This window comes from Paraburkholderia sp., assembly GCF_049581445.1.
Classification (GTDB): domain Bacteria; phylum Pseudomonadota; class Gammaproteobacteria; order Burkholderiales; family Burkholderiaceae; genus Paraburkholderia.
The window spans coordinates 1-25,107 of record NZ_JBAURZ010000297.1 but is presented as its reverse complement, the minus strand read 5'-3'; the positions used below and the strand labels follow the sequence as shown (position 1 = coordinate 25,107).

The following is a 25,107-nucleotide window of genomic DNA, read 5'->3' as shown; positions in this document are numbered from 1 at the left end:
TCAGCTGCGCCGTTACACTAGATATTGATAGAACCATTGTCGCCTTCGATCACGCCCGTACCGTTGGTCGAGTCACCGCTGATGTTGATCGTGCCGTTATCCGTCACGTTCACGTCCCCGTCGATCGCCGTGCCGTTGCCATCGGTCGAATTGCCCGTGATGTCAGCTGCGCCGTTACCCGAGATGTTGATCGAACCATTGCCGCCTTCGATCACGCCCGTACCGTTGGTCGAGTCACCGCTGATGTTGATCGTGCCGTTGTCCGTCACGTTCACGACACCGTCGATCGCCGTGCCGTTGCCATCGGTCGAATTTCCCGTGATGTCAGCTGCGCCGTTACCCGAGATGTTGATCGAACCGTTGCCGCCTTCGATCACGCCCGAACCATTGGTCGAGTCACCGGAGATGTTGATCGTGCCGTTATCCGTCACGTTCACGTCACCGTTGATCACCGTGCCGTTGCCGGTCGTCGAGTTACCCGTGATATCAGCCGAGCCATTACCCGAGATGTTGATCGAACCGTTGCCGCCTTCGACCACGCCCGAACCATTGGTCGAGCCACCGGAGATGTTGATCGTGCCGTTGTCCGTCACGTTCACGACACCGTCGATTACCGTGCCGTTGCCCGTCGTCGAGTTACCCGTGATGTCGGCCGCACCGTTACCCGAGATGTTGATCGAACCGTTGCCGCCTTCGATCACGCCCGAACCATTGGTCGAGTCGCCGGAGATATTGATCGTGCCGTTACCCGAAACGTTGATCGAGCCATTGTCAGACACACCCGTGCCATTGGTCGAACTGCCACTGATGTTCACAGTCGTATTGTCAGCGACGTTCACGTCCGTAACAACCTTGACACCAGTGCCATCTTGCGAACTACCATTGATGCTTAGTGAGCCGTTATCGGTGATGTCGTGAGTTGCCCCGTCGGTTACGCCAGTGCCGGAATTGGAATATCCGCTTATTGTCACGCTGGAGTTATCCGCAATGTTTAGGACTCGATTCCGGTCTACGCCCTCTTTCACGCCAGACGCTGAGTCTGAGGTGCCACTAAGGTTGGCAGTACTATTCCCAGATAAGACCAGGTTGGGTGCAAAAACACCCATCCCGCTGTTAGCTTGGCCAGTGATGTCCAAAGAAGCGTTGTCGGACAGCACTATAGTCGACGCTCCGGAATAGCCCCCCTCTCCCTTAGCCTCTATGTTCAGGTGTCCGTTATCGGCGACGGTGAAAGTGCCCCAATCGGTTACTGCATATGAATCGCGTGATGAGCCATTGATGTCAACGGTGGCGTTTCCAGAAACATAGATCCGAGGAAAAGGATTTCCCACACCGGGGCTGAAAGTATCACCAGTCACAGGGCCACTACCTGCACCCAAGCTTACGCCACTCGTTGTATTCGAAGTGCCATAGATATTCAGGCGGCCATTGTCGGTGGCGTTGACGGTGATCGCTGCACCAAACATGCCGTTGTTCGTCGAGCTAGCCCCACTCAGATTAACGATAGCATCTTGAGCTACCGTGAAAACCGATGCAGTGCTATGACCGGCGTCGCCAACCTGAAGACCAACTCCGCTGACCGAAACGCCGGAGATGTTAGCCGATGCAGTGTCACCGACGTTTGTCTGACTTCCATACTGATACCAAATACCGCGACCGCTGACAGAGCTTCCGCTTGCATTAAATTTTGAGTTCTGCGTCAGGTTCAGGTTACTAACGAAAAACTGGATGCCATCGCCTGCGTTAGATGTCCCGGTCACCGACATGGGGCCGTTGCCGATTTCGGTGAAATTTCCAGCAAGCACAACGCCTGAACCCGTGTCAGCCGCGCCAGTGATCGAACCGCCGCTGATATTCGTCACCGTACCATTGAACTGGACGGCGTTGCCAATCAATCCCGTTCCACCTGTCGTATTACCGGAAACAGTGAGATTTCCGCCGTTCAGGTCGATAGTTCGGCCAGCGATCTGACTCGCAGATCCGTTGACGCCGCCCATCGCTGCCGTCATGTTCAGGTTGAGCGCATTCGACGATGACGCGATATTGCCATTCAGCGCGATGCTGCCGTTGGCCACCAGCGTCAGATTCGCTGCCGCGCCGCTCGTCTTCGTGATATCCGCACCGGATGCCTGGATGATATTCCCCGCCGCCGTGCCCGCGCTCGCCGTCGTGATCGTCACGTCCGTGCCTGCGTTCAGCGCATTGCTGATCGTCGTGTTCTTAACGGTCGCGCTCGTGTTCGAGCCACCGCTGAACCCGCCCGTCACCGCACCGCTGTAGTTCGCATCCGCACCCGTGCTAATCGTCACGTCCGTCGGGTCGATCAACCACTGACCAGCCTTACCATTCGCCGCAGCCGCGCTAACCGCACCTTCCACATCGAGGTTATGCCCCGACGTCTCAACAAAACCACCATTACCGTGTGCAGAACCCGCATTGACCGTCGCACCCGCATCCACCTGCGTGTAGTTCGCGAAGTTCACGCCATCCTGCAACATGCCCGCTGCTTGCGTACCGGCGAGCTGGTGCAGGCTGTCGCCGCCCATGATCACCTTGCCGCCAGCCGCATCGCCGCTCACGTCCACGCTTGCGTTGCCCAGCAGACCCACGCGGTCGCCCGACAGCACCACCGTGCCGCCAACACCACCGGCCGCATTGTTCGACGCGTCGATCTTGCCCGTCACCGCCACGTCACCCGTGTTGCCCGCATCGGCAACCACCGTGCCGGCGCGCACCACGCCCGACAGGTTCACCACCGTGTTCAGCAGCGTGTCCTTACCACGCGCAGTCAGCAGCACGCTGCCGTTCTGCGCCACGATGCTGCCGCTGTTATCCACGAGTGCATTAGCCGACGCGTTGGTCAGCGTCAGCGAGATGCCCTGGCCGTTAGGCAGCGCAACCGTTGCGCTGTCGCCTGCGGCGAGCGCAACCTGACCACCCTTGGCCGTCGAGATCGTGCCCGTGTTGCGCACCTGGTCGCCCATCAGGACCACGAAGCCCTGTGCCTGGATCGAACCATCGTTCACCACGCCGGCGTTCGTGCCCGTTGAGCTCAGTGCCAGCGGGTTGCCCGCCATGAATGCATTCGGATCGATCGCTTTCGTCGTCGCCAGCAGCGAGCCGACGTTCACCACTGCGCCCTTACCAAACAGCACGCCATTCGCGTTCTGGATCAGCACCTGGCCGTTAGCCAGCAGCGAACCCTGAATGTTCGACGGCACGCCGCCCACCACGCGGTTCAGCGCCTGCGCCTGGGTGTTCGGCTGGTTGAACTGCACCGTGTTGCCCTGGCCGACGTTGAACGTGTTCCAGTCGATCACAGTGCGTTGGCTGCCCTGGTCGATCGTCATCGTGTTGCCGTTGGGCTGGCCGATGGTCGCCTGACCCGCTACCACGTGACCGTTGGTCGGCAGCGATTGTGCCGAGCTGATGGACGGATCCAGAGAAAGCAGCGCGAGCGCGGCTGCCGTCAACGACGACACCACGCTAAAGCTGACGCGCACTTCAACGACACCAGCGCTCTCGCCAGGCTGTTTGCCCTGGCTCTTTACGTTTTCCGCAACCGCGACGAGCATACCCAGACGCTTGCTAAACACCCGACGAAACCGATTCTGATTCATGGTTTAAATCTCTAAAAAGTAGGAAATAGATCGCAACTACTGGGTCTGGCCGTCCTGGCTCAAGGCAAAGCGCTGCCATGGCAGCCGTTTGAGCGGCTGCCATTGGCCATGTCCTGGCCAGGATGAGTTCGGAGGGAAAGGGCCCGTTTCGTAACGGACGGCGCAACCCGGAAAACGCCTCGCTGATGCAATAACCGGCGACGTATCAGCGAGCACTCCTGCTGTCACTACCGTCTTGAAATGCCGAAATGCGTTGGCGAATCCTGATTAGTATGTTGAGCTTCGGAGGGGGAGGAACCTATCGGCCTATTCCTAATTTCCGACCGCCGCATTGCGATTCGTCTATATTCGTCAGACGAATTCTCAATGGGTCGCCGGTCGGGAAGCGGCCGAATAAGACGCAAGACGAAGACAATGGCGCACAGATTCCGGTCGCAGAACCAAAAAAGGCGGTGCCAATGGCACCGCCTAATCCTTTCCACCACCACAACTCTCACCCACACGCCATTCGTATCACCCGATATCCACAGGGAAATTTTCTCGTGCTAACGTAATGGGCAACTCGAGTCCACCAGGTCCGCGAAGTCCGTCTCCGACTGACTCCGGCGTGCGGCCCAGCTCAAACGCAGTCTCGGGCATGTTCGGCTACCGAAGCGTTCACAGGTTCGGCGCGGGTATATCCGGCCAGCCAAAAGATGACACCGCAATACCCCTCGCCGTGGACGTCCGGCCGCGCGAGACCATGCAGCAAACCGCTTCCGTCACTTGACCGCGTGGGCTTTTGCCCGTGCGGAGTTCGTCCTGTCACGGAAGTGCAAGACTGGATCGTCAGAATCGCGGTCACAACGAAAAAAACGTGCTACGGGGCAAGAGCGTGATCAATAAATATAAGGTGCTGTTTCTCTGTCGTGAGAATTCAGCTCGGAGCATCATTGCGGAGGCTTTGCTGCGCGAACTGGCCGGCCACCGGTTCGACGTATTCAGTGCGGGGGCTGAACCGGCTGCGCGTGTACACGCGCTCGCCATTGCGCAACTGCGCCCGGGCGTGTCCGAGCTTGGCCTGCTGGCGCCGAAAAGCTGGCTTGAATTCACCGGCGAATGGGCACCGCGTATGGATCTGATCATCACGATGGATGAGCGCGTCGGCGAGAATGTCACGCCCGCCTTTCCGGGCGAGCCGCATTTTCTCAAGTGGGATTTCGCCGATCCACTCGCCGAAGGCATGACGCCGGACGAGCGCACCCGGTCCTTCGAGAAGGTGTTCTGGCAAATCGTGCGCCGGGTCACGCTGTTTATGGAGCTCCCCCGCTACGCGTCGTCGCCCGCCGCTCTCCCTCCCGCGCCGCTTGAGCCCGTCCTGCGCGACAGCGACGTCGTCTGTTCGGGGTGAGCAGCGGGCACGATTGCCCACGTCACCTGTGCGACCCACGCTGAATAGTCGTCGCTCGCCAATGCGCCCGCATACCGCGCACATGCAACGGCATCGTCCTGGCTTATAACGGCGTTACACCGGGGCCGCGCCTGCACGCATCCGCAGCACGCCAACGTTTGCTTCCAGTCGCTACTTACTTCGCCGGTCCCTAAGCGTCACCAGCAAGCGGTCAATTGCACACTCCCGTCGCGCAGCGCACAAACTGAATGGTTTCAGCCACTTGTGCCGCTTTCCCGCAAATTGTCCACAGCCTTGCGAACAGTTTGTGTGGACAACTTCTCGTCCGACGCGGCGGGATGGCACTGCCCATGCAGTAGGTGAAGGGCTAAGCCCCTGTCAATGCAACTGCACGGGACCTGTGCCCGAATTGCGCGCACGGCCACCATAAAATCCGCAAGTCCTGCAACGCGGGTCGATGTCGAAAGGGCTATCCTGACGCCATCATGAGGCCCTCTACCGAACGTGATTACCATCGGCGAATCGCCCGCGTCGTCGAGGCGATCCTCGCGGATCCTGGCGCGCCGCACACATTGGACAGCCTTGCGGCAGTGGCGCACCTGTCGCCGTTTCACTTTCATCGCATTTACCGGGCGCTGACCGGCGAAAGCGTCGTCGAAACCGTTCAGCGCGTGCGCCTGGCGCGGGCCGCCCACCGTCTGACTGTCGCCGACGATCCAGTCGGCGACGTCGCGGCGAACGTAGGGTATGAGAGCCCGCAGGCGTTCTCGCGTGCGTTTCGGGGCTTCGCGGGGGTAAGTCCGAGCGCATTCCAGATGCGGCAAAAACGCCTCATCACGCCGTGGGCGGACGCGGCTCCCTCTGCGACTGCGGGGCCGGTGCCCAAACGCACCGACGCACCCCACGTCGAACTGGTCGAACTCGCGCCGTTCGATGTGCTCTGTCTGCGTCACCACGGACCGCCGGCCACCATCAGCCAGACGTTCAGAACGCTCAGGAAGTTGTGGCCGCAACTAGTCGGTGACGGGACTGCGGGAAGATATGACGGCCCCACCCTCGGTATTTGCTCTGGAGACTCGGAGGAGCCCGCCAGTTTTTCGTACCTTGCCGGAATCATTCCGTCCACGCCGATCGAATCGGCCGGCGCGTTTGAGATCGTGCGTGTCGAAGGCGGTCTCTATGCGACGCACCGGCTCATCGGTCCATACGCGCTGATTGCCCCGACGTTTCAGGCGCTATTCGGCGGCTGGCTGCCGCATAGCGGCTACGAACCCGATGATCGTCCAGCGCTGGAGTTCTATCGGGACCTGCCGTCACCCGATCCGCGTCACGAGCGCGTGACCGATCTCATGATTCCGCTCCGAAAGGACTAACCATGCTGCGTATCTTTCTTAGCGCCCTCGCTTTCGCGTCGGCGTGCTGGATAGCCGTTGCCTGCGCCGCCGACGATGCCACTGACAGCGCCGCACCGTATCACGTGGGAGAGACCGTGCGTGTGGTTCATCCTGCCGTGGCGCGTGATTGGCGTGGGGCCAAGACTGAAGCGCTGGTCACACGCATCTGGTACCCGGTCGCGGCGGCGAGCCCCGAGCAACCGCGTGAAATCGGCGCGCCCGGCGCTCCGCTCTTTCGAGGCCACGGGATCGCCGCCAACGCGCCGCTTTCCGACGCTCGCACGAAATATCCGCTGCTGCTGTTGTCGCATGGAACGGGTGGGAGCGCGAACAGCCTCGACTGGCTGGCATCCGCGCTCGCGGCACACGGCTATATCGTCGCCGGGGTCAATCATCCGGGCAATAACGCATCGGAACCACTGACGCGAGAGGGCTTCATGTTGTGGTGGGAACGCGCCACCGATCTCAGCGAAGTGCTAGACGGCCTGCTGGTCGATCCCACCTTGGGTGCGCATATCGACAGGGACCGCATCGGTGCGGTGGGCTTCTCGCTTGGCGGCTATACCGTCCTGGAACTGGCGGGTGCGCGAACCCGCCAGCAACGATTTCTGGACTTTTGTGCGTCACCTGCAGCCGATGCAATCTGCAAGCCGCCGGAAATGGCTCGTGTGAAGGACAAAGCACCGACGCTAGCCACCCTCTCGCCGCAGACGCTGGCCTCCATGGCGCGCTCTGGGGACTCCTATCGGGACCCGCGCGTCAAGGCCGTCTTTGCGATTGCGCCGGCGTTGGGAGAAGCCTTTGATGCCACATCGTTCGCTGATGTAAGCATCCCCCTGATGCTCGTCGCTGGCACGCAGGATTCGGTCGCACCGGTGGACACGAACATCCATCGCATCGCCAGCCTGATGCCTGACGCCAAGGTCAACATGGTGCCAGGCGCCGCCCACTACACCTTCCTCGACGACTGCCTGCCTGGCGTGGTCGATCAACTCGCCGGGCTCTGCAAGGATCCTCCGGGCGTAGATCGCGAGGCGGTTCACGCGCAGACCATCGACTGGGCGCTCGGATTCTTCGCAAGCACACTGCCTGCGAAGCCGCTTTAAAGTGGCGGCATATGGGCAAATGGAATCGTGCCGTTCGGCTGTTACGCAGTCGCTCGTTCAGGCCCACCGCATGAGCACAATGGCAAGAACGCGGCCACGGTTCGCCACGAAACCGCTGCCTCTTACACAGCGAAAGAAGCCTGAGGAATCCCAGGCTTTTGGCGCCACAAAAAACCGAGCCGCGCGCCGAATTACATCAATTCGCAGCCGTTCGCATCGCCCGATATTCGCGCCGCACGATGTCCATCAACTCCGCCACGGACGTGCTGGCCGCTTCCTTCTCATAGGTCACGCGGCCGCGCTGCATCAGCATGACGCGATCGGCGATATCCAGCGTCTGCGCATAGTTGTGCATGATCATCACAATCGACAGGCCGCCCTTTTCCTTCAGACGCAGCACGAGATCGATGATCAGCCCTGCTTCGCGAGCGCCCATTGCGGCGAGCGGCTCATCGAGCAACAGGATCTTCGCATTCGAATTGACCGCACGCGCCACGGCAATGGCCTGGCGCTGTCCACCGGAAAGCTGCTCGACCGGCAAATCAACCGAAGGCACCCGCACGCCAATTTCTTCAAGGCACTCGGCAGCGCGCGCGCGCATTGCCCGGTTGTTCAACAACCGGAACGGTCCCGGGCGAATGATCTCCCGATTCAGAAACATGTTGTGATAGATGCTGAGCGAATTGGCGAGCGCCAGATCCTGATAGACGCATTCGATACCCAGCGCCCGTGCGTGATCGACCGAGCGCAGCAGCGTTTCCTCACCGTTGATAAAGAGCTTGCCGCTCGTCTGCTGGTGAAAGCCGGTGAGTATCTTGATCAGCGTCGACTTGCCCGCGCCGTTATCGCCCAGCACGCCGAGAATTTCACCTGGCTTGAGTGTCAGCGCCACACCGTCGAGCGCCGTGACCGCACCGAAGCGTTTGACTATCTCTTCGCCGCGCAGCGCATACGCCACCTCGGACATCACGACTCTCCCTTACTTACGCGCGAGACGCACGACGTGGATGTTGAAGATCATCGCGGCGAGAATCGCAGCGCCGAGAATCATATTGAAGGTGAACGCGTTGATACCGATCAGTGTGAAGCCGTCGTTCAGAATGCCCAGCACCGCCGCGCCAATCAGGCCACCGATGATCGTGCCCGACCCGCCCGCGAGCGGCGTGCCGCCGATCACGGCTGCGGCCACGGCGAGAAACATGATCTGATTGCCGCCGGCTTGCGGATCGATTGACGTGATGCGAAAGCCTTCGAGAATGCCGGTAAATCCAGCGAGAACAGCGGCAATGATGAAGTTGCCGAGTTTCAGCCGCTTCACGTTGATACCCGCTTCGCTCGACCCTAATGGATTGGCTCCGGACGCAATCGTATGCAAGCCCCATCGGGTATTGCGCAACAGAACGTGCATGACCGCTGCGATGCCGACGGTCCAGATGATCTCGCTATATCCCCAGGCGCCCATGAACGCGGCGAAATCTGCGCCATCCGGCGTGGACACCGGCGTGCCGCGCGAGATGGTCAGCGTGAGACCGTTGATGAAGAACAGCGTACCGAGCGTCGTCACGAACGAAGGAATGCGCATGTACACCGTGACCGCGCCGTTGATCAGCCCCACCACGCCTGCGGCAAAGACGCCGACAATCACCGCGATCCAGGTTGGCGCGCCCGCCTCGTGTGTGAAATGCATGATGAACGGAGCGAAGGCGAACAGCATTCCCGCGGAGAGATCAATCTCGCCGCCGATCATCAACATGATTTCGCCGCACGCGATGATCGCCACCGGCGCGATGAACTGCGACAGGTTTTCGAGGCTGGCGCTCGTTAGCAGAAAGTCGTGATTGGCGATTTCGAAGTAGGCGGCCAGAATCAGCGCGACCGCCAGAATGCGAATCTCACTGGAGCGCGCGATCGCGCCAGGCCCGCGCCTGGCGCGATCGCCGGATTTCGTCGTATCCGTCACGGATGTCATTACGACTTGATCCCACCACTACGCGGCACGATTTGCGGCTTCGTGCTCTTGCCTTCGTAGCGCGTTTCGGTGTTGAGGTACGGATCGACCGTGCCCTTGGTGACAAACTTCAGGCCCGTGTTGATGTTGGCCGGTCCCACCAGTCCACCCGAGGCAAGGAACGTGAACGCTTCCACCACCGTGTAGAAGCCTTGCACGTACGGTTGCTGGTCAATCGTGAAGTCGAGGAAGCCGTCATGAATCAGCTGCACGGTACGCGGCAGCAGGTCGAAGCCGCCGCCATGCACACCCTTGGCCGGCAGATTCGATTCCTTCATCACTTCGGCCACGCCCTGCGTGCTGCCCGCGTCGACCGCGAACATGCCCTTCAGGTCCTGGTGCCCGAGGTAGAACGACTTGATCTTCGAGAGTTCTTCGTTGACGGTAGCGCCCGTTGCAATTGTCTGCACGTCGATCTTCTTGCCGGATTTCTTGATCGCGTCCATCGCGCCATCCAGCCGTGGCTGGATGTTCAACTGACCCGGTGTGGCGATAAAGAGTGCGACGATACCGCTGTCGACCAGACTGGCAATGCGCTCGCCCATCTGATAACCGGACAGGTACAGATCCTGACCAATGTAGGCAAGCCGGGGGTTGGTGCTGCCGCGTGGCGCATCCGCGTTGTAGGCGAACACGGGGATGCCTGCGTCCAGCGCTTTCTGGATCGGCGCGTCGAATGCCTTGGGATCGACGATCGGTACCGCAATGGCATCGGCCTTGCCGGCAATGGCAGCATTCATCGCGTTGACCATCTCGCCGACGTCGGCGTTCGCTGAACCTGTCCACTGGTAATCGAACCCAAGCAATGCTGAGGCATCCTCAATGCCGTACTGCGTGGGGACAAAGAAAGGGTTCGTCGTAACGTGGTTGACGAACACGATCTTCCAACGCTTGTGCGACGGAAACGGTGCTGCATCTGCGGCCATTGCCGGTGTGACTACGCCACCGAGCGCGCCACCGAGCAACGCCATCGCAGAGGCCAGACCCGCGCCTTGCAACAGGCCGCGCCGCGTGCTCTGCACTTCGCCCCGTCCTTCGCTTTTATCTTCCCGCTCCTCGGCCATCTCATTCTCCCGTCTTTCAGTTATTCAAACTTACTGTTTATGACGGCGCTGGCCGGGAAAGCGCCGGTGCCGGGCATCACCACGCCCCAATGGAACCGCCTGCTCGAACGCATGCGATTCCCGCACGACGATGCACCGAAAATGCTATATCACGCATATCCGGCTATTAATCGATGTATACCCTTAACTAGTCGGACTATTTACGAATCTGCACAACGCATCCTGCACAGGATCGAACGTTGCAAGCATGCCTTTCAATGAAATTCAGTTGAGCTTGCAAAGAGGCGTTGCCGCTGGAGCGCGAGACGCACCTGAATGCTTCGCATCCGATGCAGCACCTTGCAGTGCAACATGATTCGCAAGGGAATATAGCCAGCGTTTTGTGCGGGTCCGGCATCACGTGGACGGATGGTCTGTGACTCCCACGCTCCAGGCCGCGAACGGCAAGCCGCATTCGGCGAATAGTATTACTATCCTTGGTAGTCAAGGAGGAAGCCCATGAAGGACGCCAAACGCCCGTTACGCTCTGCCCAATGGTTCGGCACAGCCGATAAAAACGGCTTCATGTACCGCAGCTGGATGAAAAACCAGGGTATTCCTGATCACGAATTCCAGGGCAAACCGATCATCGGCATTTGCAATACCTGGTCGGAACTCACGCCTTGCAACGCGCATTTCCGCAAGCTCGCCGAGCACGTCAAACACGGCGTGCTGGAAGCGGGCGGGTTTCCGGTTGAGTTTCCGGTCTTTTCCAACGGCGAATCGAACCTGCGCCCTACTGCGATGTTTACGCGCAATCTGGCGAGCATGGACGTTGAGGAGTCGATCCGCGGCAATCCGATCGACGCCGTCGTGCTGCTAGTCGGATGCGACAAGACCACCCCTGCGCTGCTAATGGGCGCGGCAAGCTGTGACGTGCCTGCAATCGCGGTCACAGGTGGCCCAATGCTCAACGGCAAACATCAGGGCCGCGACATCGGCTCGGGCACAATAGTCTGGCAATTGAGCGAACAGGTGAAGGCCGGCAAGATCACGCTGCACGATTTCATGTCGGCGGAAGCGGGCATGTCACGCTCAGCGGGCACCTGCAATACGATGGGCACCGCGTCGACAATGGCCTGCATGGCTGAAGCGCTCGGCGTCACGCTGCCGCATAACGCCGCAATTCCAGCGGTGGATTCGCGCCGCTATGTGCTCGCTCATCTGTCGGGTATGCGTATTGTGGAGATGGCGCTGGAGGACTTGCGCCTATCGAAGCTGCTGACTCGTGAGGCGTTTGAGAACGCGATTCGCGTGAATGCCGCCATCGGCGGCTCAACCAATGCCGCAATTCATTTGAAAGCGATTGCGGGTCGCATTGGCGTGAACCTCGAACTCGACGATTGGACCCGCATAGGCCGCGGCACACCAACAATCGTCGATCTGCAGCCCTCGGGGCGCTTCCTTATGGAAGAGTTCTATTACGCAGGCGGCCTGCCCGCCGTCGTGCGACGCCTCGGCGAGGGTGGCCTGTTGCCGCATCCTGCCGCGCTGACGGCGAACGGTCAGACGCTGTGGGAGAACTGCAAGGACGCGCCGCTGTATAACGAAGAGGTGATCCGCCCGCTCGATAATCCGCTCGTCGCCGATGGCGGCTTATGCGTATTGCGTGGCAATCTCGCGCCGAACGGCGCCGTGCTTAAGCCGTCCGCATCGACACCCGAATTGTTGAAGCATCGCGGCCGTGCCGTCGTGTTCGAGAATTTCGAAGACTACAAGGCGCGCATCGGCGCGCCCGACCTCGACGTCACCGCAGAGTCAGTGCTGGTGCTGAAGAACTGCGGCCCGAAGGGCTATCCCGGCATGGCCGAAGTCGGCAACATGGGCCTGCCGCCCAAGCTGCTGGAGCAAGGCGTGACCGACATGGTGCGGCTCTCGGATGCGCGCATGAGCGGCACCGCATACGGCACGGTGGTGCTGCATATCGCCCCCGAGGCACGCGCTGGCGGTCCGCTCGCCGTCGTGCGCGACGGCGACTGGATCGACATGGACTGTCACGCTGGACGTCTGCATCTGGATATCAGCGACGCCGAACTGACCGCCCGTCTTGCGCAGTGGCGCGAGAATCAGCAACCAGCCGCTGCGGATGCAAGCGGCTATCGGCATCTCTACGTTGAACACGTATTGCAGGCCGATCAGGGATGTGACTTCGATTTTCTGGTCGGTTGCCGGGGCGCGGAGGTGCCGCGTCATTCGCACTGAATGAGTGTGAACGGCGGCCGGATCATCAACCGGATGTGCGGGCCGCTGTTTGACGAACGTTACGCCGGATGGCCTCGCCCAACTTCGAGAATGCTTTCGGCGTCCGCGCTGGCGTTTTCGAGTTGTACGAGGCTCGCCTGGCGCGCGCCGAGCGGATCGCGGCTCTGAATGGCCGTGAGTATTGCCTTGTGACGCGGCAATGAAAGCGCATGGGTGTCGGGGTGACGGCTTGTCAGCTTGATCGATTCGGACAGCGCCAGCGACAGCATATTTCCAATATGCGCGAGCAGATCGTTGTGCGTGGCTGCCATGATGGCGCGATGAAACTCGAGGTCGGGCTCCAGCAGCGCGGCGGCGGTTTGCGCGTGCTCCATGCGTTCATAAGCGAAGGCGATGCGGGCCAGATCTTCACTGGTTGCGGCGCTCGCCGCCAGCGCCGCGGCCGCCGGTTCGATGACGCGGCGCACCGTCAGCAGCGAGCGGAAGAATTCGCCTTCCGGCACGCTGCTTAGCGTCCAGTACAGGACGTCGGGGTCGAGCATATGCCACTCTTCACGCGGCCTCACCACGCTGCCCACGCGCGGCTTTGACACCACCAGACCTTTCGCCACCAGCACACGCGTCGCCTCGCGCAACACCGGGCGGCTTACGCCATAACGCTCGCACAGGTCCGCTTCGGCAGGCAGCCGTTGGCCTGGCTGAACCTCGCCGCTGACGATACGCATGCCGAGTTCCTGCACGATGCGACCGTGCAGGCTCTTGCGTTGTTGCAGATGACGATAGTCCATATGACGAGATCGCAGGTCATGCCCGTGAGACGGCACCTCGGCAGCAGCCATCCGTTTGCCGAACGGGGCGGCTCATGATGACGTATTGGTGCCCGTTCAAGCATAGCACGCATGATCTCGCGTGAGACAGCGACCCCGCTGTTGGCAGGCCCCAGCCGGCAGACGGCGCAACCTGCGAACGTGTCGGGATGCTAAGCGTTTGTTCGCGGCGTAAAACCGTTAGACGTGGTGGCCCGCTTCGCCACCCGTCGGCCCCGCCGCCTTGAGCGGATCGGGTGCATCCTCCAGCGCGGTGTCGTGATGCAGCAGCAGCACCGCCGCCACCCCGACGAGTCCAGCGCCCGCCAGACACAGCAGACCGGCTCCAAAGCCGCCAGTGCTGTCCTTGATCCAGCCCATCGCATACGGGCCAAAGAAGCCCGCCAGGTTGCCAAGCGAATTGACCGCAGCAATGCCGCACGCCGCCGCAGCGCCGGAAAGGAATGCAGCAGGCAGCGTCCAGATCACCGGCAGACAGCCGAAGATGCCAAAGCCTGCAATCGACAGCGCGATCATCTTCAACACGGGATTATCCAGCCCCGCCGACGCGCCGATCCCGCCAGCGGCCACCAGCAGGGCAATCGCCACGTGCCATTTGCGCTCCAGCTTGCTGTCCGAGTGCCGTCCCCACAGCACCATGCTGATCACCCCAACGATATACGGCAGCGACGTCACAAAGCCCGTTTGCAAGTTGGTCAGCCCGAAGCCTTTGACGATCTGCGGCAAGAAAAAGCTCAGACCGTAATTGGTTGCGTTTGCACCGAAATAGATCAGCGCAATGGCCAGCACGCGCGGGTTAAAGAGCGCCTCGCGCACGCTGAACTTGCGCACCGCTTCGCGCTTGCTGCGCTCGTCGGCTAGACGGTTCACCAGCCAGTCACGTTCGTCCGTTTTGAGCCAGGTGGCATCGGCGGGACGGTCAGTCAGGTAGATCAGCACTGCAATGGATAACAGCAGCGCGGGCGCCGCTTCGAGCAGGTACACCCATTGCCATCCGGCCATCCCGCCAATCCCGTTCATTCCCAGCAGCGCCCCGGAAATCGGCGCGCCAATCACGGTGGAAAGCGGAATCGCCGCCATGAAATAGCCGACCACGCGTGCCCGATACATCGACGGGAACCACAGCGTCAGCAAAAAGATAATGCCTGGGAAAAACCCCGCCTCGGCGATACCGAGCAGCACGCGCAGGGTATAGAAGACATGAGCTGACGAGAGCCCCGTGTAGCGCGCAATAGCGGGAATGAACGCCATCGCCCCGGCGAGTATGCCCCACGTAAACATGATGCGGGCAATCCAGCGCCGCGCGCCGAATTTCTCCAGCAGCAGATTGGACGGTACTTCGAAGAAAAAATAAGCGATGAAGAAAATGCCCGCGCCAAAACCGAATGCGCTGGCCGATAAACCCAGGTCCTTGTTCATCTGCAGCGCAGCAAACCCCACGTTTACCCGATCAAGGTAAGCCACGAAATAACACAGCATCAGAAACGGTATCAGCCTTGCCGTCACACGCGCCAAAGTACGGGTTTCAATCTCCATGAACGCTCTCCCTTTACGAGAACCTTATGCGGATTTTTCGGGGCTTGAGCGGTGATCCGCTCCAGGTAGCAACAGAGTAGTCGTCCAGACGCCGGGCGAAAAGCGATTTCTGATTGCCAACGGTTACCGACTCGTTCGGCTTTCATGGAAATTCATCCGTGCTGCCACATAGTGAGAATCGCTATGGATAACTCAGCTGTCAGCGCGGTGGTTCGCGTTTTAAGACATCACGGGTTCGCACCCTTAGCTCGCAGGCCGGGGAAATCCGAGAGCATCGGCTTTTGCGCGCAGGTCGGCGAAACGATCGGAAGACGTCGCGACCTGCGCATTGTCGATGCTCGACACTGAACTTGAAGGCGCAGGTGCCGTCGCACCCGCACACAGGCCGCCAAAGGGTCCTTGGGCCACGTTGATAGCGGGCACGTCGGTACGTGCCGCATTGGTAAAGTCGAGTGCGTACGCGAGATTGACGGTGGCGGGGTCATTGCCGCGCACGCCGAGCGGCGCGAGTCCAAACCGCCATTGCAACAGTTGATGAATCGAACTCGGATCGAACGGATAGCGCGTCACACCACCCGCCGCCACGCGTGGACCCAGCAACGCGCACGGCACGCGAAAACCGAGCCGCCCGTCATTGCCAAGCGCGAGTTCGTCGTTGCTGATCGGCCGGATAGGGGGCACCACGTGTTCAAGGAAGCCGCCCCACTCGTCGTAGACGACGATCATCAACGTGCGATTCCAGTTCGGGCCGCTGGAAAGCGCGTCGTAGATCTGTCCAAGCAACGCCTCGCCATTGCGGATGTCCGCATGCGGATGGTCGTCGCTCGAAATACCCTCTGATTCACCGGTAAAACTCGGGTCGACCATACAGAACGGCGGCAGCGTACCCGCCGCGGCGTTCGAGAGGAAATCAGAGAACAGATGTGAAATGCCGAGATACTTCGCGCCATAAAGCGCAGTGAACGGCACGTCGTGATAGTAGTAATTGCAGCCGACATTCGCCGAGTTCAACCGGTCCCAGATGGTCGGCAACTGCGACGTATCGAGACTGTCATCGAGTCGGTCCGTTGCGCCGCTGTGCAGATAGATCCGGTTCGGATAGGTGCTGGTGAGGATGCCGCTGAAATAGAAATCGCCAAGCGTGTAGTTGCTCGCCACTCCACTGAAAAACTCCAGGTCGCTTTGGGCGTAGTAGCCGATGGGCAGCAGGTCGCCGCGATCTTCGCTGGTGTCCGGCGTGAGCAGCCAGCCATTCATCGCGCCCGATGCAAGGTGCGTCCGGCCGCCCTGATAACTATGATTCGGGTCCTGATACTCGCAGGCCTGATAGCCATACGACGAATTGGCTGACAGCAGGAAAGGCGTTTGCGCCGTGCCGAAGGCATCGGTAAATTGCTGATTAGCGGGCCGACCCTCAGCGCCAGGCAGCCACCCAAGGAAGTGATCGAACGAACGGTTTTCCATCGTTACCAGCACAATGAAATCGATGCCGGAGTTTGCCGGATCAGGCAAAGTTTGACGCGGCAGACTGTAGCGATCACCCCCATCGGGAGACGGCACATCGACAATCGAGGCGGCTTGTGCGCTGCCATTGGGCACATTCGTCCCACCCCCGCCGCAAGCGGGCAACGCGAGACTTCCCGCTGCCGCCGCTACGCCTGCCAGAAAGCTGCGGCGATCGAAACCGCCGCGGCCTCCGCCTCCTTGAGTGGGATCGCTCATCTCCGTTGTCTCCTTGTTTCTTTCTTAAAGTCGCAAGCGAAACCTCAGCACACGTATCTATGACCCATTCACGGTCGCCACGATGCGCGGCCCGACCCATCCGGTAAGTTCAACCCTTCAGACTCAGGCGCACGGTACGCGCAAGTTCATCAAGCTGAAACGGCTTGCGTAGGATGCTGCACTGCCGAACCGCCAGACGCGAGACATCGACATCAGCATACCCCGTGGCGAGAATCACCGGCAGATCATCGCGCATTTCGCGCGCCGCCGAAATCACATCAATGCCGTTCATGCCCGGCATCGCAAAGTCGACCATCAGCAGATCCGGCGTGTCATCGGGCAAGCGTGCGAGCCCCGCCTTGCCGTCGGGTGCTTCAGTCACCACGTAGCCGAGCATCTTGAGCGATTCGACCAGCATGGTGCGCACCTCACCGTCGTCCTCAACCACCAGGATGCGCTTGATCCCTTTCACGTTCTGCTCGACAGCAGACGTTACTTCGGATTCCGATGCAACTGGCTCACGCAAGGGCAGCCACAACTGCACGGTCGTCCCGTGCCCTTCTTCGCTCATCACCCGTGCGGTGCCGCCGGCCTGGCGCGTGATGCCATATACCTGGCTCAAGCCGAGACCCGTGCCCTTGCCGATCGGCTTGGTCGTGAAGAATGGATCGAAGACGCGCGAGATCACGTCCGCAGGAATCCCCGAACCGGTATCGGTGAACTCGGCCACCACATAATGCCCCGGCTCGAGCGTCGGGTCCGGCGCGGCGCGTTGTCCGACGCGCACATCCAGCGTGCCGCCGCCAGGCATGGCGTCGCGCGCGTTAATGGCCAGATTCAGAATTGCCAGCTCCAGCTGATTGGCGTCCGCCTGGGTCCACAATTGTTCATCATCGAAGCGCGTAACAAACTGGATAGTCGAGCCGAGCGAGACTGTGATGATGTCGCGCATACCCTGCAACAGGGCGACGACGTCCACCGCCTTGAGGTCGATGTTGCTCGTGCGCGAAAACGTCAACAGCTGGCCGGTGAGCTTGGCGCCGCGTTCAGTGGCGCGCTTCGCGGTGGCCGCCATGGTGCGCACTCGCTCGTCGCCGCTGACACGTGCGATGAGTTCCGCGTTGACCATGATGACGTTGAGCAGGTTATTGAAGTCGTGCGCAATCCCACCCGTGAGTTGCCCTAACGCCTCCATCTTTTGCGACTGCACCAGCACGGCCTGCACCTTGGCGCGCTCGTGAATCTCCTTCATCAAGCGGTCGTTGGCGGAAGCGAGTTCATGCGTGCGCTCGGCAATCCGCCCTTCGAGGGAATCGTTGAGGTGTACCAACGCGTCCTGGGCTTCGATACGTTCGGCCAGATGACGGCGCGACTCGTACTGGCGAATACGCGCCCGCAGCGACGAAGCCGCTGCACGGCGCAGCGTTTCGGAATTAAGCGGCCGCTCGAGCACCACGACATTTCCCAGACGCTCAAGTACCTCCAGACTGTGGGCGGAACGACGCCCCATACGAGTGCCCGCCAGCACAATAATCGGAAAGTCGGACCATGCGGGTTGCCGCTCCAGCCAATCGAACAGTTGCGGCGTATGCCCGGATGCGAGCGCCTCTTCGGTGATCAGCGCCGCGCCTGCGCCCCGGTCCAGTTCCGCGTGCAGCGTCTCGACGTCGGTGCAGCGGACGCACTCACGCGTGTCCTTGGTGAGGACCTCAGCGATCACATCCGCGTCACGGCCGAACGGTGCGAGAATCAGGACACGGCGTTCCATGACGTGATCAACCGGCACTGGCGATCACGCTGTCCGTCGAGGCGAGCATCGCGGTATTGCCCTTGTAGGATGGCAACCCGGTTAGCACGCCATCGAAATTGCGCAATGCTTCGCCCACCTCCACGCCATCCGCGCTCAGCCGGAACTGGCGAATCGAGCGCTCGTGTGCATTGGCCCGGCTCTTTACGGCGGCAATCGCGGTCAGCACTTCGCCCTGATGTTCGAAGTAACGGAACAGAACCACCACGTCGCTCAGGTAGCTAATGTCGATGTCGTTCTGCACCTCACCGATGATGCCGTGCTGACCAAGCACCAGCATGGTGACGATGCCCTGCTGGTTGAGATACCCGAGCAGTTCATGCATCTGCAGCAGCAGATAGCGCTCTCCGGGCATAGCCTGCAGGTAAGCATTGAGACTATCGATCGCCACGTATTTCATACCGCGATTCTCGACCGCGTCGCGCACGTCGCTAGCGAATTCGCCCGGCGACAGTTCGGCCGGATCGATCTGCCTGACTGTCAGCAAGCCCGCCTCGATATGCGGCCTCAGGTCCATGCCGAGCGTCGCGGAACGCAACAGGAGCGTGCTGAGGGTTTCGTCGAAAAGGTAGTACACACAGCGCTCGCCGCGTTTGAGCGCAGCAGTCAGGCACGACACCACCGTGGTGGTCTTGCCCACGCCGGACGGCCCGATCATCAGCACACTGGTGCCTGGAATCAGACCGCCGCCAAGCAAGGTGTCCAGGCGCCCGGTGCCCGTGCTGCGTATCACCGGATTGAACTCAGTGTGATGCTCCGCTGCCACCAGGCGCGGATACACCTTGATGCCGCCGGTATCCAGTGTGAAGTCGTGATATCCCTCGCGGAACTTGATGCCCCGCATCTTCGCGATCCGCAACCGGCGCCTGTTGCCGCCGTAATCGTGCGCCATGCTGTCGAGGCTGATCACACCGTGAGCAATACTATGCAATTGCAGATCGCCCGGCTCCGACGAGTTGTCGTCGAGCAGCAGCACCGTGCATTCGCGCGTGGCCAGATAGCGCTTAAGGGCAAGAATCTGCCGGCGATAGCGCAGCGGGTTCTGCGACAGCAGCCGCAACTCGGACAGACTGTCGAGCACGATCCGCACAGGCTTCAGTTCATCCACCTGCGCAAGCACGTCCCGTACGGTTTCGCCCAACTCCACTTCGGCGGGCTGCAATACCGTCTGTTCGAAGCGCGGGTCAAGTCCTTCGTCCGACAGCAGCTCGACAATCTTGAACTTGCTGACGTCCCAGCCATGGCTTTGCGCTACGGCGATCAGTTCGGAGCGGGTTTCGGACAGCGTGATGTACAGGCCCGACTGCCCCTGAGCGGCGCCGCGCAGTAAAAACTGCAACGCCAAGGTAGTTTTGCCTGTCCCGGGTGCGCCTTCAACGAGGTACATCCGATGCGGCGTCAATCCGCCGCCCAGAATGTCATCTATCCCTTCGGTCCCAGTAGAGAGGCGTGTTACGCGTGGTTTATCCGTATTTTCAATCATGATGTAAACGTCATGACCCGACGTAATAGTTTGAATGGGCTGGTCCGGCAAACGCCCGTCGTGACGCCGCTCGCCGGACCAGCGCGACTGTTCGAGCAAATAGCGGGCCAGCCGCGAGCGGCCAATTCAACCACTGCGCTCCGCGCTTTCATACGAGGCACAGCTCTTTCGGCGCGACAACGCGCGCCTGTTTGCCCCCCGGCGTGGCGTCACCACGACCGGGCGCTCCCTCGAAATTCCAAATTCAGTTTTGCCAATCTCCTACCCATTTCACGACGCTTTCGCGGGAACGTTCCGCACTGCAACGTTTCCTAAACGAAGCAAGACGTCGCCTCACCCAGCACAACCCCGTTTCACCCTGCGCATAGCTGCCAGAACCCGCCGCCCGGACTCGCGAGGAACTGAATGGAATCACGCATAGGACGCTCGATCGAAGTGGACTTTTTCCGCGGGATCGTGCTGATTGTCATCGTGCTGGATCACATCCCCGGCAGCGCGTTATCGCATTTGATGCTGCACGCCTATGCGTTCTGCGATTCGGCTGAAGTGTTCGTGTTTCTCGGCGGCTATGCCTCCGCTGCGGCGTACACCGCGGTGCTAACGCGGCGTGGCGCGAATGCGGCGCAGATGCGCTTTATCAAGCGCTGCTGGGAGATTTACCGGGCGTACTTGCTGACCGCCGTGTTGACGCTCGTCTCCGGTGCATTGCTCGCTTTCTTCCATCTGAACCGGCCCATGGTCGAGATGACCGGCTGGCCGCCGTTCGCCAGCCAGCCGCTGCGTGAGGCGCTCGACATCCTCGTGTTGCGGCGTCAGCCTTACTTGTCGAGCGTGTTGCCGATGTATGTGATCTTCGCGTTGTGTGTGCCGCTGGCGGTGCCGCTCGCGCGGCGTTCGGCGATCGCCGCTGTGCTGCTGAGCGTCGCTATCTGGGCCGCCGCGCGGTCGCTAGCCGTGTTCTTCAGTATTGACGACGTCGGCGATTGGGCTTTCAATCCGTTTGCATGGCAACTGATGTTCGTGCTTGGCATCGTGAGTCGCGTGCACCCGGTCAGCGAGCGCTTTCATATGTCGAGGCCCGCGCGCTGGCTGGTACACGCTGGTCTCGTCGCAGTGCTGGCATTCGCGGTGGTCAAACTGTTCGTGCTGACGCAACCGCTACCTGGCACGCTTAAACAAAACCTGTCGGTGGATCGGGTGATCAACTTCCTCGCTATAGCATGGCTAACGACGCGACTGGTGCGCCTGGGCAGCATCGCCTGGCTCGCGCAGCGCTTGCCCGCTGTCGTGCGAGTGGGACGCACGGGCCTCGTCTGTTTTGTCACCGGCACGCTCGTGTCGTTGATCGTCGATACAGCCACGCCGCGCGCCTTTCACGGCGTCGCGGGCGTCCTTGTGGCGCTCAGTGGTGACCTCGTTGCGATCACTGCCATGCTGGTCATTGCGCGCTGCTGGAGCGACTGGCGCCGCGATGCATCGCGCGCCGCCGTCAGCGGTGCCGGGTGCGGATGAGCGCCAGTGCAGTAAGGCGCGCGAGCGGCGCAAAGATACGTTGCCAGCGCGCGGCATGCTCGATGGTCTGCGCCACGCTTGTCATCATGACCATTAACGCCACGGCGGCGTCACAGCAAACGGCGCTTGCCGCACAGTGTGCAGCCCTTGCCGGCGCCACAGTCGAGCCGCAAGGCATCGGGCTTGCCACACGTGGCGCACAGGTCGACAGCGCCACCCTGATTCCCGCCACCGCCACAGGTAATCAAAGCGGCGAATACTGCCGCGTCACGGGCAGCATCAAGGCCATTCTGGCGAGTACGCCCGACATCCATTTCGATCTGAACCTGCCCTTGCGCTGGAATGGCCGCGCTTTGCAGATTGGCGGTGGCGGCTATGACGGTATCGTAGTGAGCGGCACGGGCGTCACGCCGTTCTCGCCGTTTCACGCGCCGCTCGCAGAAGGCTACGCGACCTTCGGCGACGACTCGGGACATACCGGCAATTCAGCGCTAGCAGTGTTCGGCCTCGTGGATGAAGCGGTGGTCAACTTCGGTTACGCGCATCTGAAGAAAACGCATGACGTCGCGCTCGCGCTGATCGATCGCGTGTACGCACGGCGCCCGGAGCACATGTATTTTGGCGGCGGCTCGACAGGGGGCCGCGAAGGCTACACCGTATTGCAGCGCTTTCCTGACGACTACGATGGCGTGATCGCCAACTCTCCCGCACTCAATTTTTCGGGTGTGCGTCTGCTGGGCGTGGCGCTCGGACAGGCGGAATACGCGACACCCGGTGGCTTCGTGCCGCCCACGCTGCTGCAACGCGTCTATCAACGCACCCTTGAAGTATGCGACAAGCTCGACGGCGCAGCCGACGGCATCATTAGCGACGTCGAAGCCTGCCGCCTGCATGAACCCGAGATAATCGATTCGCTGCGCTGCACCGCATCCACGGCACAAGGCCCGAGCGACACATGTTTGACCGATCCGCAAATTGCGACATTGCTGGTACTGCGCGACGGGCTGTCACTGCCCTACCCACTGTCATGGAACGCGAACCACTATGCGGGCTACAACGCGTTCCAGGGGACACAATTCACCGGCATGCTCGGTCTTGCGCGTAATCCTGAGCGCCTACCGTATCCCACCTTCGTGGCGAGCGGCTACCTGTTCACTCAGGGCGACAGCTACCTCCGCTATTTCATCACCCAGAACGCGAAGTTCGATTCGCTCAGTTTCGACATCCAGCATCCGGGCCGTTACCGGCAACAACTGTTTGCGCTCTCGCAGACCATCGGCTCCATGGACACGGACCTCACACGATACACGGCGCATGGCGGCAAGCTGATCACGCTGCAGGGACTTGCGGATGAAGTGATCAGCCCCAATCAGACGATCGCGTATTACGACGCGCTGATTGAACGCTATGGCATCGACAAGGTGGATTCGTTCATGCGGCTTTACATGGTGCCCGGCTATCAGCACGGCAACGGCGTATTTATTCCATCCGTGGATCTGCTCGGTGCGCTGGATAACTGGGTCACGCACGGCGTATCACCAGAGACGCTCAGCGCCACGGATATCGCTGCTGCCACCAATGGCCGAACGCGCCCGTTGTGCCGCTATCCTATGTTTCCGCGCTATCTTGGCAAAGGTAATGTGAACGAGGCGCGCAATTTCACCTGCGCCGAACCGTGAGCACAGCGGGTAAGGCCGGCTTTGGTGCATGAATTGGCCCCGTCGCGCCAGTACCGTTCAATCCAGGCAGGCAAGCAGGCTTACTGTCAGTCGCGGCGGCTTGACTTCATTGAATTTGGGCCTACCGTAAACATCAACACCGTGCGCGTTTGCCGGGAATCGAATGCGCAAAATCGGGAACTCGCAAGGAAAGACCATGGGCAACAGATATGACCGCTCACGCCTGTCGCGGTCGTTCACCTATAAAGGCATTCAATACCACCCTGGCATGCTCTTCGTTCTGGCCGCGCAGGTCGTCTGTCTCGCCGCCTTTTCGTTCGCCGCCAACCTTCTCGACAATGACAAATGGCTGTCAGTCACACTCGGCTTCAGCCTGTTGTTCGGACTGATCCTGTCGCTCGGCTTCTTCGGCACATGGAGCCAGTTCCGCGACGATATCGACCTGTGGACCTTCCTGAATACCAATCCGGTCGAAGCGGCGGTCGCAATCGCCACCGCCGGTGAAGTCATCGCCATCCTGATGGTGGGACCCACGACCTGAGCATCGTGGGCACGCACCGATCATGTGCATGCGGTTGTGCGGTGCCGCGTAACCGCGTCACGGAATCAGCCAGAGCGCAACGCCGTAAATGACCAGCGACACCACAAACGTGACCGCCGTATAGCCCATCACGCGCTGGATGCGAATCCCCGCAATCGCCACCACCGGCACAGCCCAGAACGGCTGCAGCATGTTCGAAACGTTTTCGGCCATCGCCACCCCCATGGCGGTGCGTGGCACCGAGGCATGCAGGCTCAGCGCCGCCGGCAGAACGAACGGCCCCTGCACCGCCCAGTGACCACCCGCGCTTGGAATCAGCAGCGTGATGATGAGCGAGCTCAGATAGCTCAATACCGGCAGCGTCACCGGCGTGGCAATCGCCACGAAGGTCTTGGCAATCGCTGAGGCGAGGCCAGTCCCCGTCATGATGCCCATGATGCCGCCGTACACCGGGTACTGCAGCAGCATCGAACCGGTCTGACGCGCGGCGCGGCGAATCGCGTCCGCATAGGCGATCGGTGTGCGCTGCAACGCAAGTCCGACCAGCAGGAAAATCAGAATCGTGGTGTTGATGTCGAGCTCGAAGCCCTTGGCATGCCATGTCATGGCCAGGTAGCCGATACCCAGCACCAGCAGTATCAGCGTGCCCAACATCGAGCGCTCGGCGCGGGCCGCAAACGAGGTCGGCGCGGCGCCGCGCGCGTGCGGATCCGCCTCTTCAGCGGGCGCATTAGCGCCGGCTTCGGGCGCGGTCTCGCTAAACGCCACCACGTGTTCCGGCTTCGGATGCATCTTGATGAAGATTGCCGTCATGACGACCACCACCAGCACGGTCGGGATGAACACGAACGGCGCGAACACGGTCTGGCTCAACGGAATGACCTGGCCCGTGGCCTTCTCGACCAGGTTCAACGCATTGCCATGTGAGGCCTGCGAAAGCGCGATCGAGCTCGACAGGCCGCTATTGCACACCGACCACGCCGAATAACTGCCCGCCACCAGCCACGCGAAATCCACCTTCACCCGTTTGGCTATTTCACGCGACAGCAACGCACCGACGATCAGCCCGAGACCCCAGTTCAGCCAGGCGGCCACACCAACGATTGGGAACACCAGCAGCGCCGCGCGGGCCGGCGTACTCACGCCGGCGGCCATCGCACGCAGGCCGCGCTGGACG

The 25,107-nt window shown here is 60.9% G+C and carries 17 protein-coding genes; 7 read left to right on the top strand and 10 right to left on the bottom strand.

Going from position 1 to position 25,107, the window contains the following annotated elements; translation table 11 throughout:
• Nucleotides 1–17: 17 nt before the first annotated feature.
• The gene (locus WCA85_RS24710) at nt 18–3,620 is read right to left on the bottom strand and encodes a beta strand repeat-containing protein (protein ID WP_424067484.1); all 3,603 of its coding nucleotides are present in this window, start codon (nt 3,618–3,620) and stop codon (nt 18–20) included.
• An 856-nt stretch (nt 3,621–4,476) separates the two neighbouring features.
• Here WCA85_RS24710 and WCA85_RS24705 point away from each other — a divergent pair.
• The 3 genes from WCA85_RS24705 (at nt 4,477) to WCA85_RS24695 (ending at nt 7,510) form a co-directional block, all read left to right on the top strand.
• The gene (locus WCA85_RS24705) at nt 4,477–5,010 is read left to right on the top strand and encodes an arsenate reductase ArsC (RefSeq protein ID WP_424067483.1); all 534 of its coding nucleotides are present in this window, start codon (nt 4,477–4,479) and stop codon (nt 5,008–5,010) included.
• A gap of 485 nt (nt 5,011–5,495) precedes the next feature.
• A complete protein-coding gene (locus WCA85_RS24700) occupies nt 5,496–6,383 on the top strand; it encodes an AraC family transcriptional regulator (RefSeq protein WP_424067482.1) in 888 nt (295 codons plus the stop codon).
• A 2-nt stretch (nt 6,384–6,385) separates the two neighbouring features.
• Complete coding sequence (locus WCA85_RS24695) at nt 6,386–7,510, top strand: alpha/beta hydrolase family protein (protein WP_424067481.1); 1,125 nt, start codon at nt 6,386–6,388, stop codon at nt 7,508–7,510.
• A gap of 196 nt (nt 7,511–7,706) precedes the next feature.
• On the opposite strand, the gene WCA85_RS24690 is transcribed toward WCA85_RS24695, so the two are convergent.
• The 3 genes from WCA85_RS24690 to WCA85_RS24680 are packed head-to-tail and all read right to left on the bottom strand — an operon-like array spanning nt 7,707 to nt 10,582.
• Complete coding sequence (locus tag WCA85_RS24690) at nt 7,707–8,477, bottom strand: ATP-binding cassette domain-containing protein (RefSeq protein ID WP_424067480.1); 771 nt, start codon at nt 8,475–8,477, stop codon at nt 7,707–7,709.
• A 12-nt stretch (nt 8,478–8,489) separates the two neighbouring features.
• Nucleotides 8,490–9,479, bottom strand: coding sequence for an ABC transporter permease (locus WCA85_RS24685; RefSeq protein WP_424067479.1), 990 nt, complete (start codon nt 9,477–9,479; stop codon nt 8,490–8,492).
• Nucleotides 9,479–10,582, bottom strand: a complete 1,104-nt coding sequence (locus WCA85_RS24680; RefSeq protein ID WP_424067478.1) for a sugar ABC transporter substrate-binding protein — start codon at nt 10,580–10,582, stop codon at nt 9,479–9,481. The genes WCA85_RS24685 and WCA85_RS24680 overlap by 1 nt, the downstream gene beginning before the upstream one ends.
• A 498-nt stretch (nt 10,583–11,080) precedes the next feature.
• Between WCA85_RS24680 and WCA85_RS24675 the strand changes: the two genes are divergently transcribed.
• The gene (locus tag WCA85_RS24675) at nt 11,081–12,823 is read left to right on the top strand and encodes an IlvD/Edd family dehydratase (protein ID WP_424067477.1); all 1,743 of its coding nucleotides are present in this window, start codon (nt 11,081–11,083) and stop codon (nt 12,821–12,823) included.
• 59 nt (nt 12,824–12,882) lie between these two features.
• Here the strand turns inward: WCA85_RS24675 and WCA85_RS24670 are convergent, their stop codons facing one another.
• The 5 genes from WCA85_RS24670 to WCA85_RS24650 all read right to left on the bottom strand — a co-directional run bounded on the left by WCA85_RS24670 (nt 12,883) and on the right by WCA85_RS24650 (nt 20,198).
• Nucleotides 12,883–13,611, bottom strand: coding sequence for a FadR/GntR family transcriptional regulator (locus WCA85_RS24670; RefSeq protein ID WP_424067476.1), 729 nt, complete (start codon nt 13,609–13,611; stop codon nt 12,883–12,885).
• Nucleotides 13,612–13,830: 219 nt separating this feature from the next.
• Nucleotides 13,831–15,186, bottom strand: coding sequence for an MFS transporter (locus WCA85_RS24665; protein ID WP_424067475.1), 1,356 nt, complete (start codon nt 15,184–15,186; stop codon nt 13,831–13,833).
• Between the two features lie 243 nt (nt 15,187–15,429).
• On the bottom strand, nt 15,430–16,908 hold the full coding sequence (locus tag WCA85_RS24660; RefSeq protein ID WP_424067474.1) for an alkaline phosphatase family protein: 1,479 nt from the start codon (nt 16,906–16,908) through the stop codon (nt 15,430–15,432).
• A 109-nt stretch (nt 16,909–17,017) separates the two neighbouring features.
• Nucleotides 17,018–18,676 carry an ATP-binding protein gene (locus WCA85_RS24655; RefSeq protein WP_424067473.1) on the bottom strand — a complete coding sequence of 553 codons (1,659 nt, stop codon included), beginning with the start codon at nt 18,674–18,676 and terminating at the stop codon, nt 17,018–17,020.
• Nucleotides 18,677–18,683: 7 nt separating this feature from the next.
• Nucleotides 18,684–20,198 carry an ATPase domain-containing protein gene (locus WCA85_RS24650; protein WP_424067472.1) on the bottom strand — a complete coding sequence of 505 codons (1,515 nt, stop codon included), beginning with the start codon at nt 20,196–20,198 and terminating at the stop codon, nt 18,684–18,686.
• A gap of 405 nt (nt 20,199–20,603) precedes the next feature.
• Between WCA85_RS24650 and WCA85_RS24645 the strand changes: the two genes are divergently transcribed.
• The 3 genes from WCA85_RS24645 (at nt 20,604) to WCA85_RS24635 (ending at nt 23,930) form a co-directional block, all read left to right on the top strand.
• Complete coding sequence (locus WCA85_RS24645) at nt 20,604–21,710, top strand: OpgC domain-containing protein (protein ID WP_424067471.1); 1,107 nt, start codon at nt 20,604–20,606, stop codon at nt 21,708–21,710.
• An 86-nt stretch (nt 21,711–21,796) separates the two neighbouring features.
• Nucleotides 21,797–23,389, top strand: coding sequence for a tannase/feruloyl esterase family alpha/beta hydrolase (locus WCA85_RS24640; RefSeq protein ID WP_424067470.1), 1,593 nt, complete (start codon nt 21,797–21,799; stop codon nt 23,387–23,389).
• A 196-nt stretch (nt 23,390–23,585) separates the two neighbouring features.
• Entirely contained in the window at nt 23,586–23,930 is a 345-nt protein-coding gene (locus WCA85_RS24635; RefSeq protein ID WP_424067469.1) for a hypothetical protein, read from the top strand.
• 57 nt (nt 23,931–23,987) lie between these two features.
• On the opposite strand, the gene WCA85_RS24630 is transcribed toward WCA85_RS24635, so the two are convergent.
• A partial coding sequence (locus WCA85_RS24630) for a TIGR00366 family protein (protein WP_424067468.1) occupies nt 23,988–25,107 on the bottom strand: 1,120 nt, incomplete at its 5' end.

Bases quoted from the DNA above. Each gene is read 5' to 3' on its own strand.
- WCA85_RS24660 (WP_424067474.1), bottom strand. From the start codon at position 16,908: ATGAGCGATCCCACTCAAGGAGGCGGAGGCCGCGGCGGTTTCGATCGC.
- WCA85_RS24665 (WP_424067475.1), bottom strand. From the start codon at position 15,186: ATGGAGATTGAAACCCGTACTTTGGCGCGTGTGACGGCAAGGCTGATA.
- WCA85_RS24655 (WP_424067473.1), bottom strand. From the start codon at position 18,676: ATGGAACGCCGTGTCCTGATTCTCGCACCGTTCGGCCGTGACGCGGAT.
- WCA85_RS24710 (WP_424067484.1), bottom strand. From the start codon at position 3,620: ATGAATCAGAATCGGTTTCGTCGGGTGTTTAGCAAGCGTCTGGGTATG.
- WCA85_RS24695 (WP_424067481.1), top strand. From the start codon at position 6,386: ATGCTGCGTATCTTTCTTAGCGCCCTCGCTTTCGCGTCGGCGTGCTGG.
- WCA85_RS24645 (WP_424067471.1), top strand. From the start codon at position 20,604: ATGGAATCACGCATAGGACGCTCGATCGAAGTGGACTTTTTCCGCGGG.
- WCA85_RS24700 (WP_424067482.1), top strand. From the start codon at position 5,496: ATGAGGCCCTCTACCGAACGTGATTACCATCGGCGAATCGCCCGCGTC.
- WCA85_RS24650 (WP_424067472.1), bottom strand. From the start codon at position 20,198: ATGATTGAAAATACGGATAAACCACGCGTAACACGCCTCTCTACTGGG.
- WCA85_RS24635 (WP_424067469.1), top strand. From the start codon at position 23,586: ATGGGCAACAGATATGACCGCTCACGCCTGTCGCGGTCGTTCACCTAT.
- WCA85_RS24640 (WP_424067470.1), top strand. From the start codon at position 21,797: ATGACCATTAACGCCACGGCGGCGTCACAGCAAACGGCGCTTGCCGCA.
- WCA85_RS24670 (WP_424067476.1), bottom strand. From the start codon at position 13,611: ATGGACTATCGTCATCTGCAACAACGCAAGAGCCTGCACGGTCGCATC.
- WCA85_RS24685 (WP_424067479.1), bottom strand. From the start codon at position 9,479: ATGACATCCGTGACGGATACGACGAAATCCGGCGATCGCGCCAGGCGC.
- WCA85_RS24690 (WP_424067480.1), bottom strand. From the start codon at position 8,477: ATGTCCGAGGTGGCGTATGCGCTGCGCGGCGAAGAGATAGTCAAACGC.
- WCA85_RS24675 (WP_424067477.1), top strand. From the start codon at position 11,081: ATGAAGGACGCCAAACGCCCGTTACGCTCTGCCCAATGGTTCGGCACA.
- WCA85_RS24680 (WP_424067478.1), bottom strand. From the start codon at position 10,582: ATGGCCGAGGAGCGGGAAGATAAAAGCGAAGGACGGGGCGAAGTGCAG.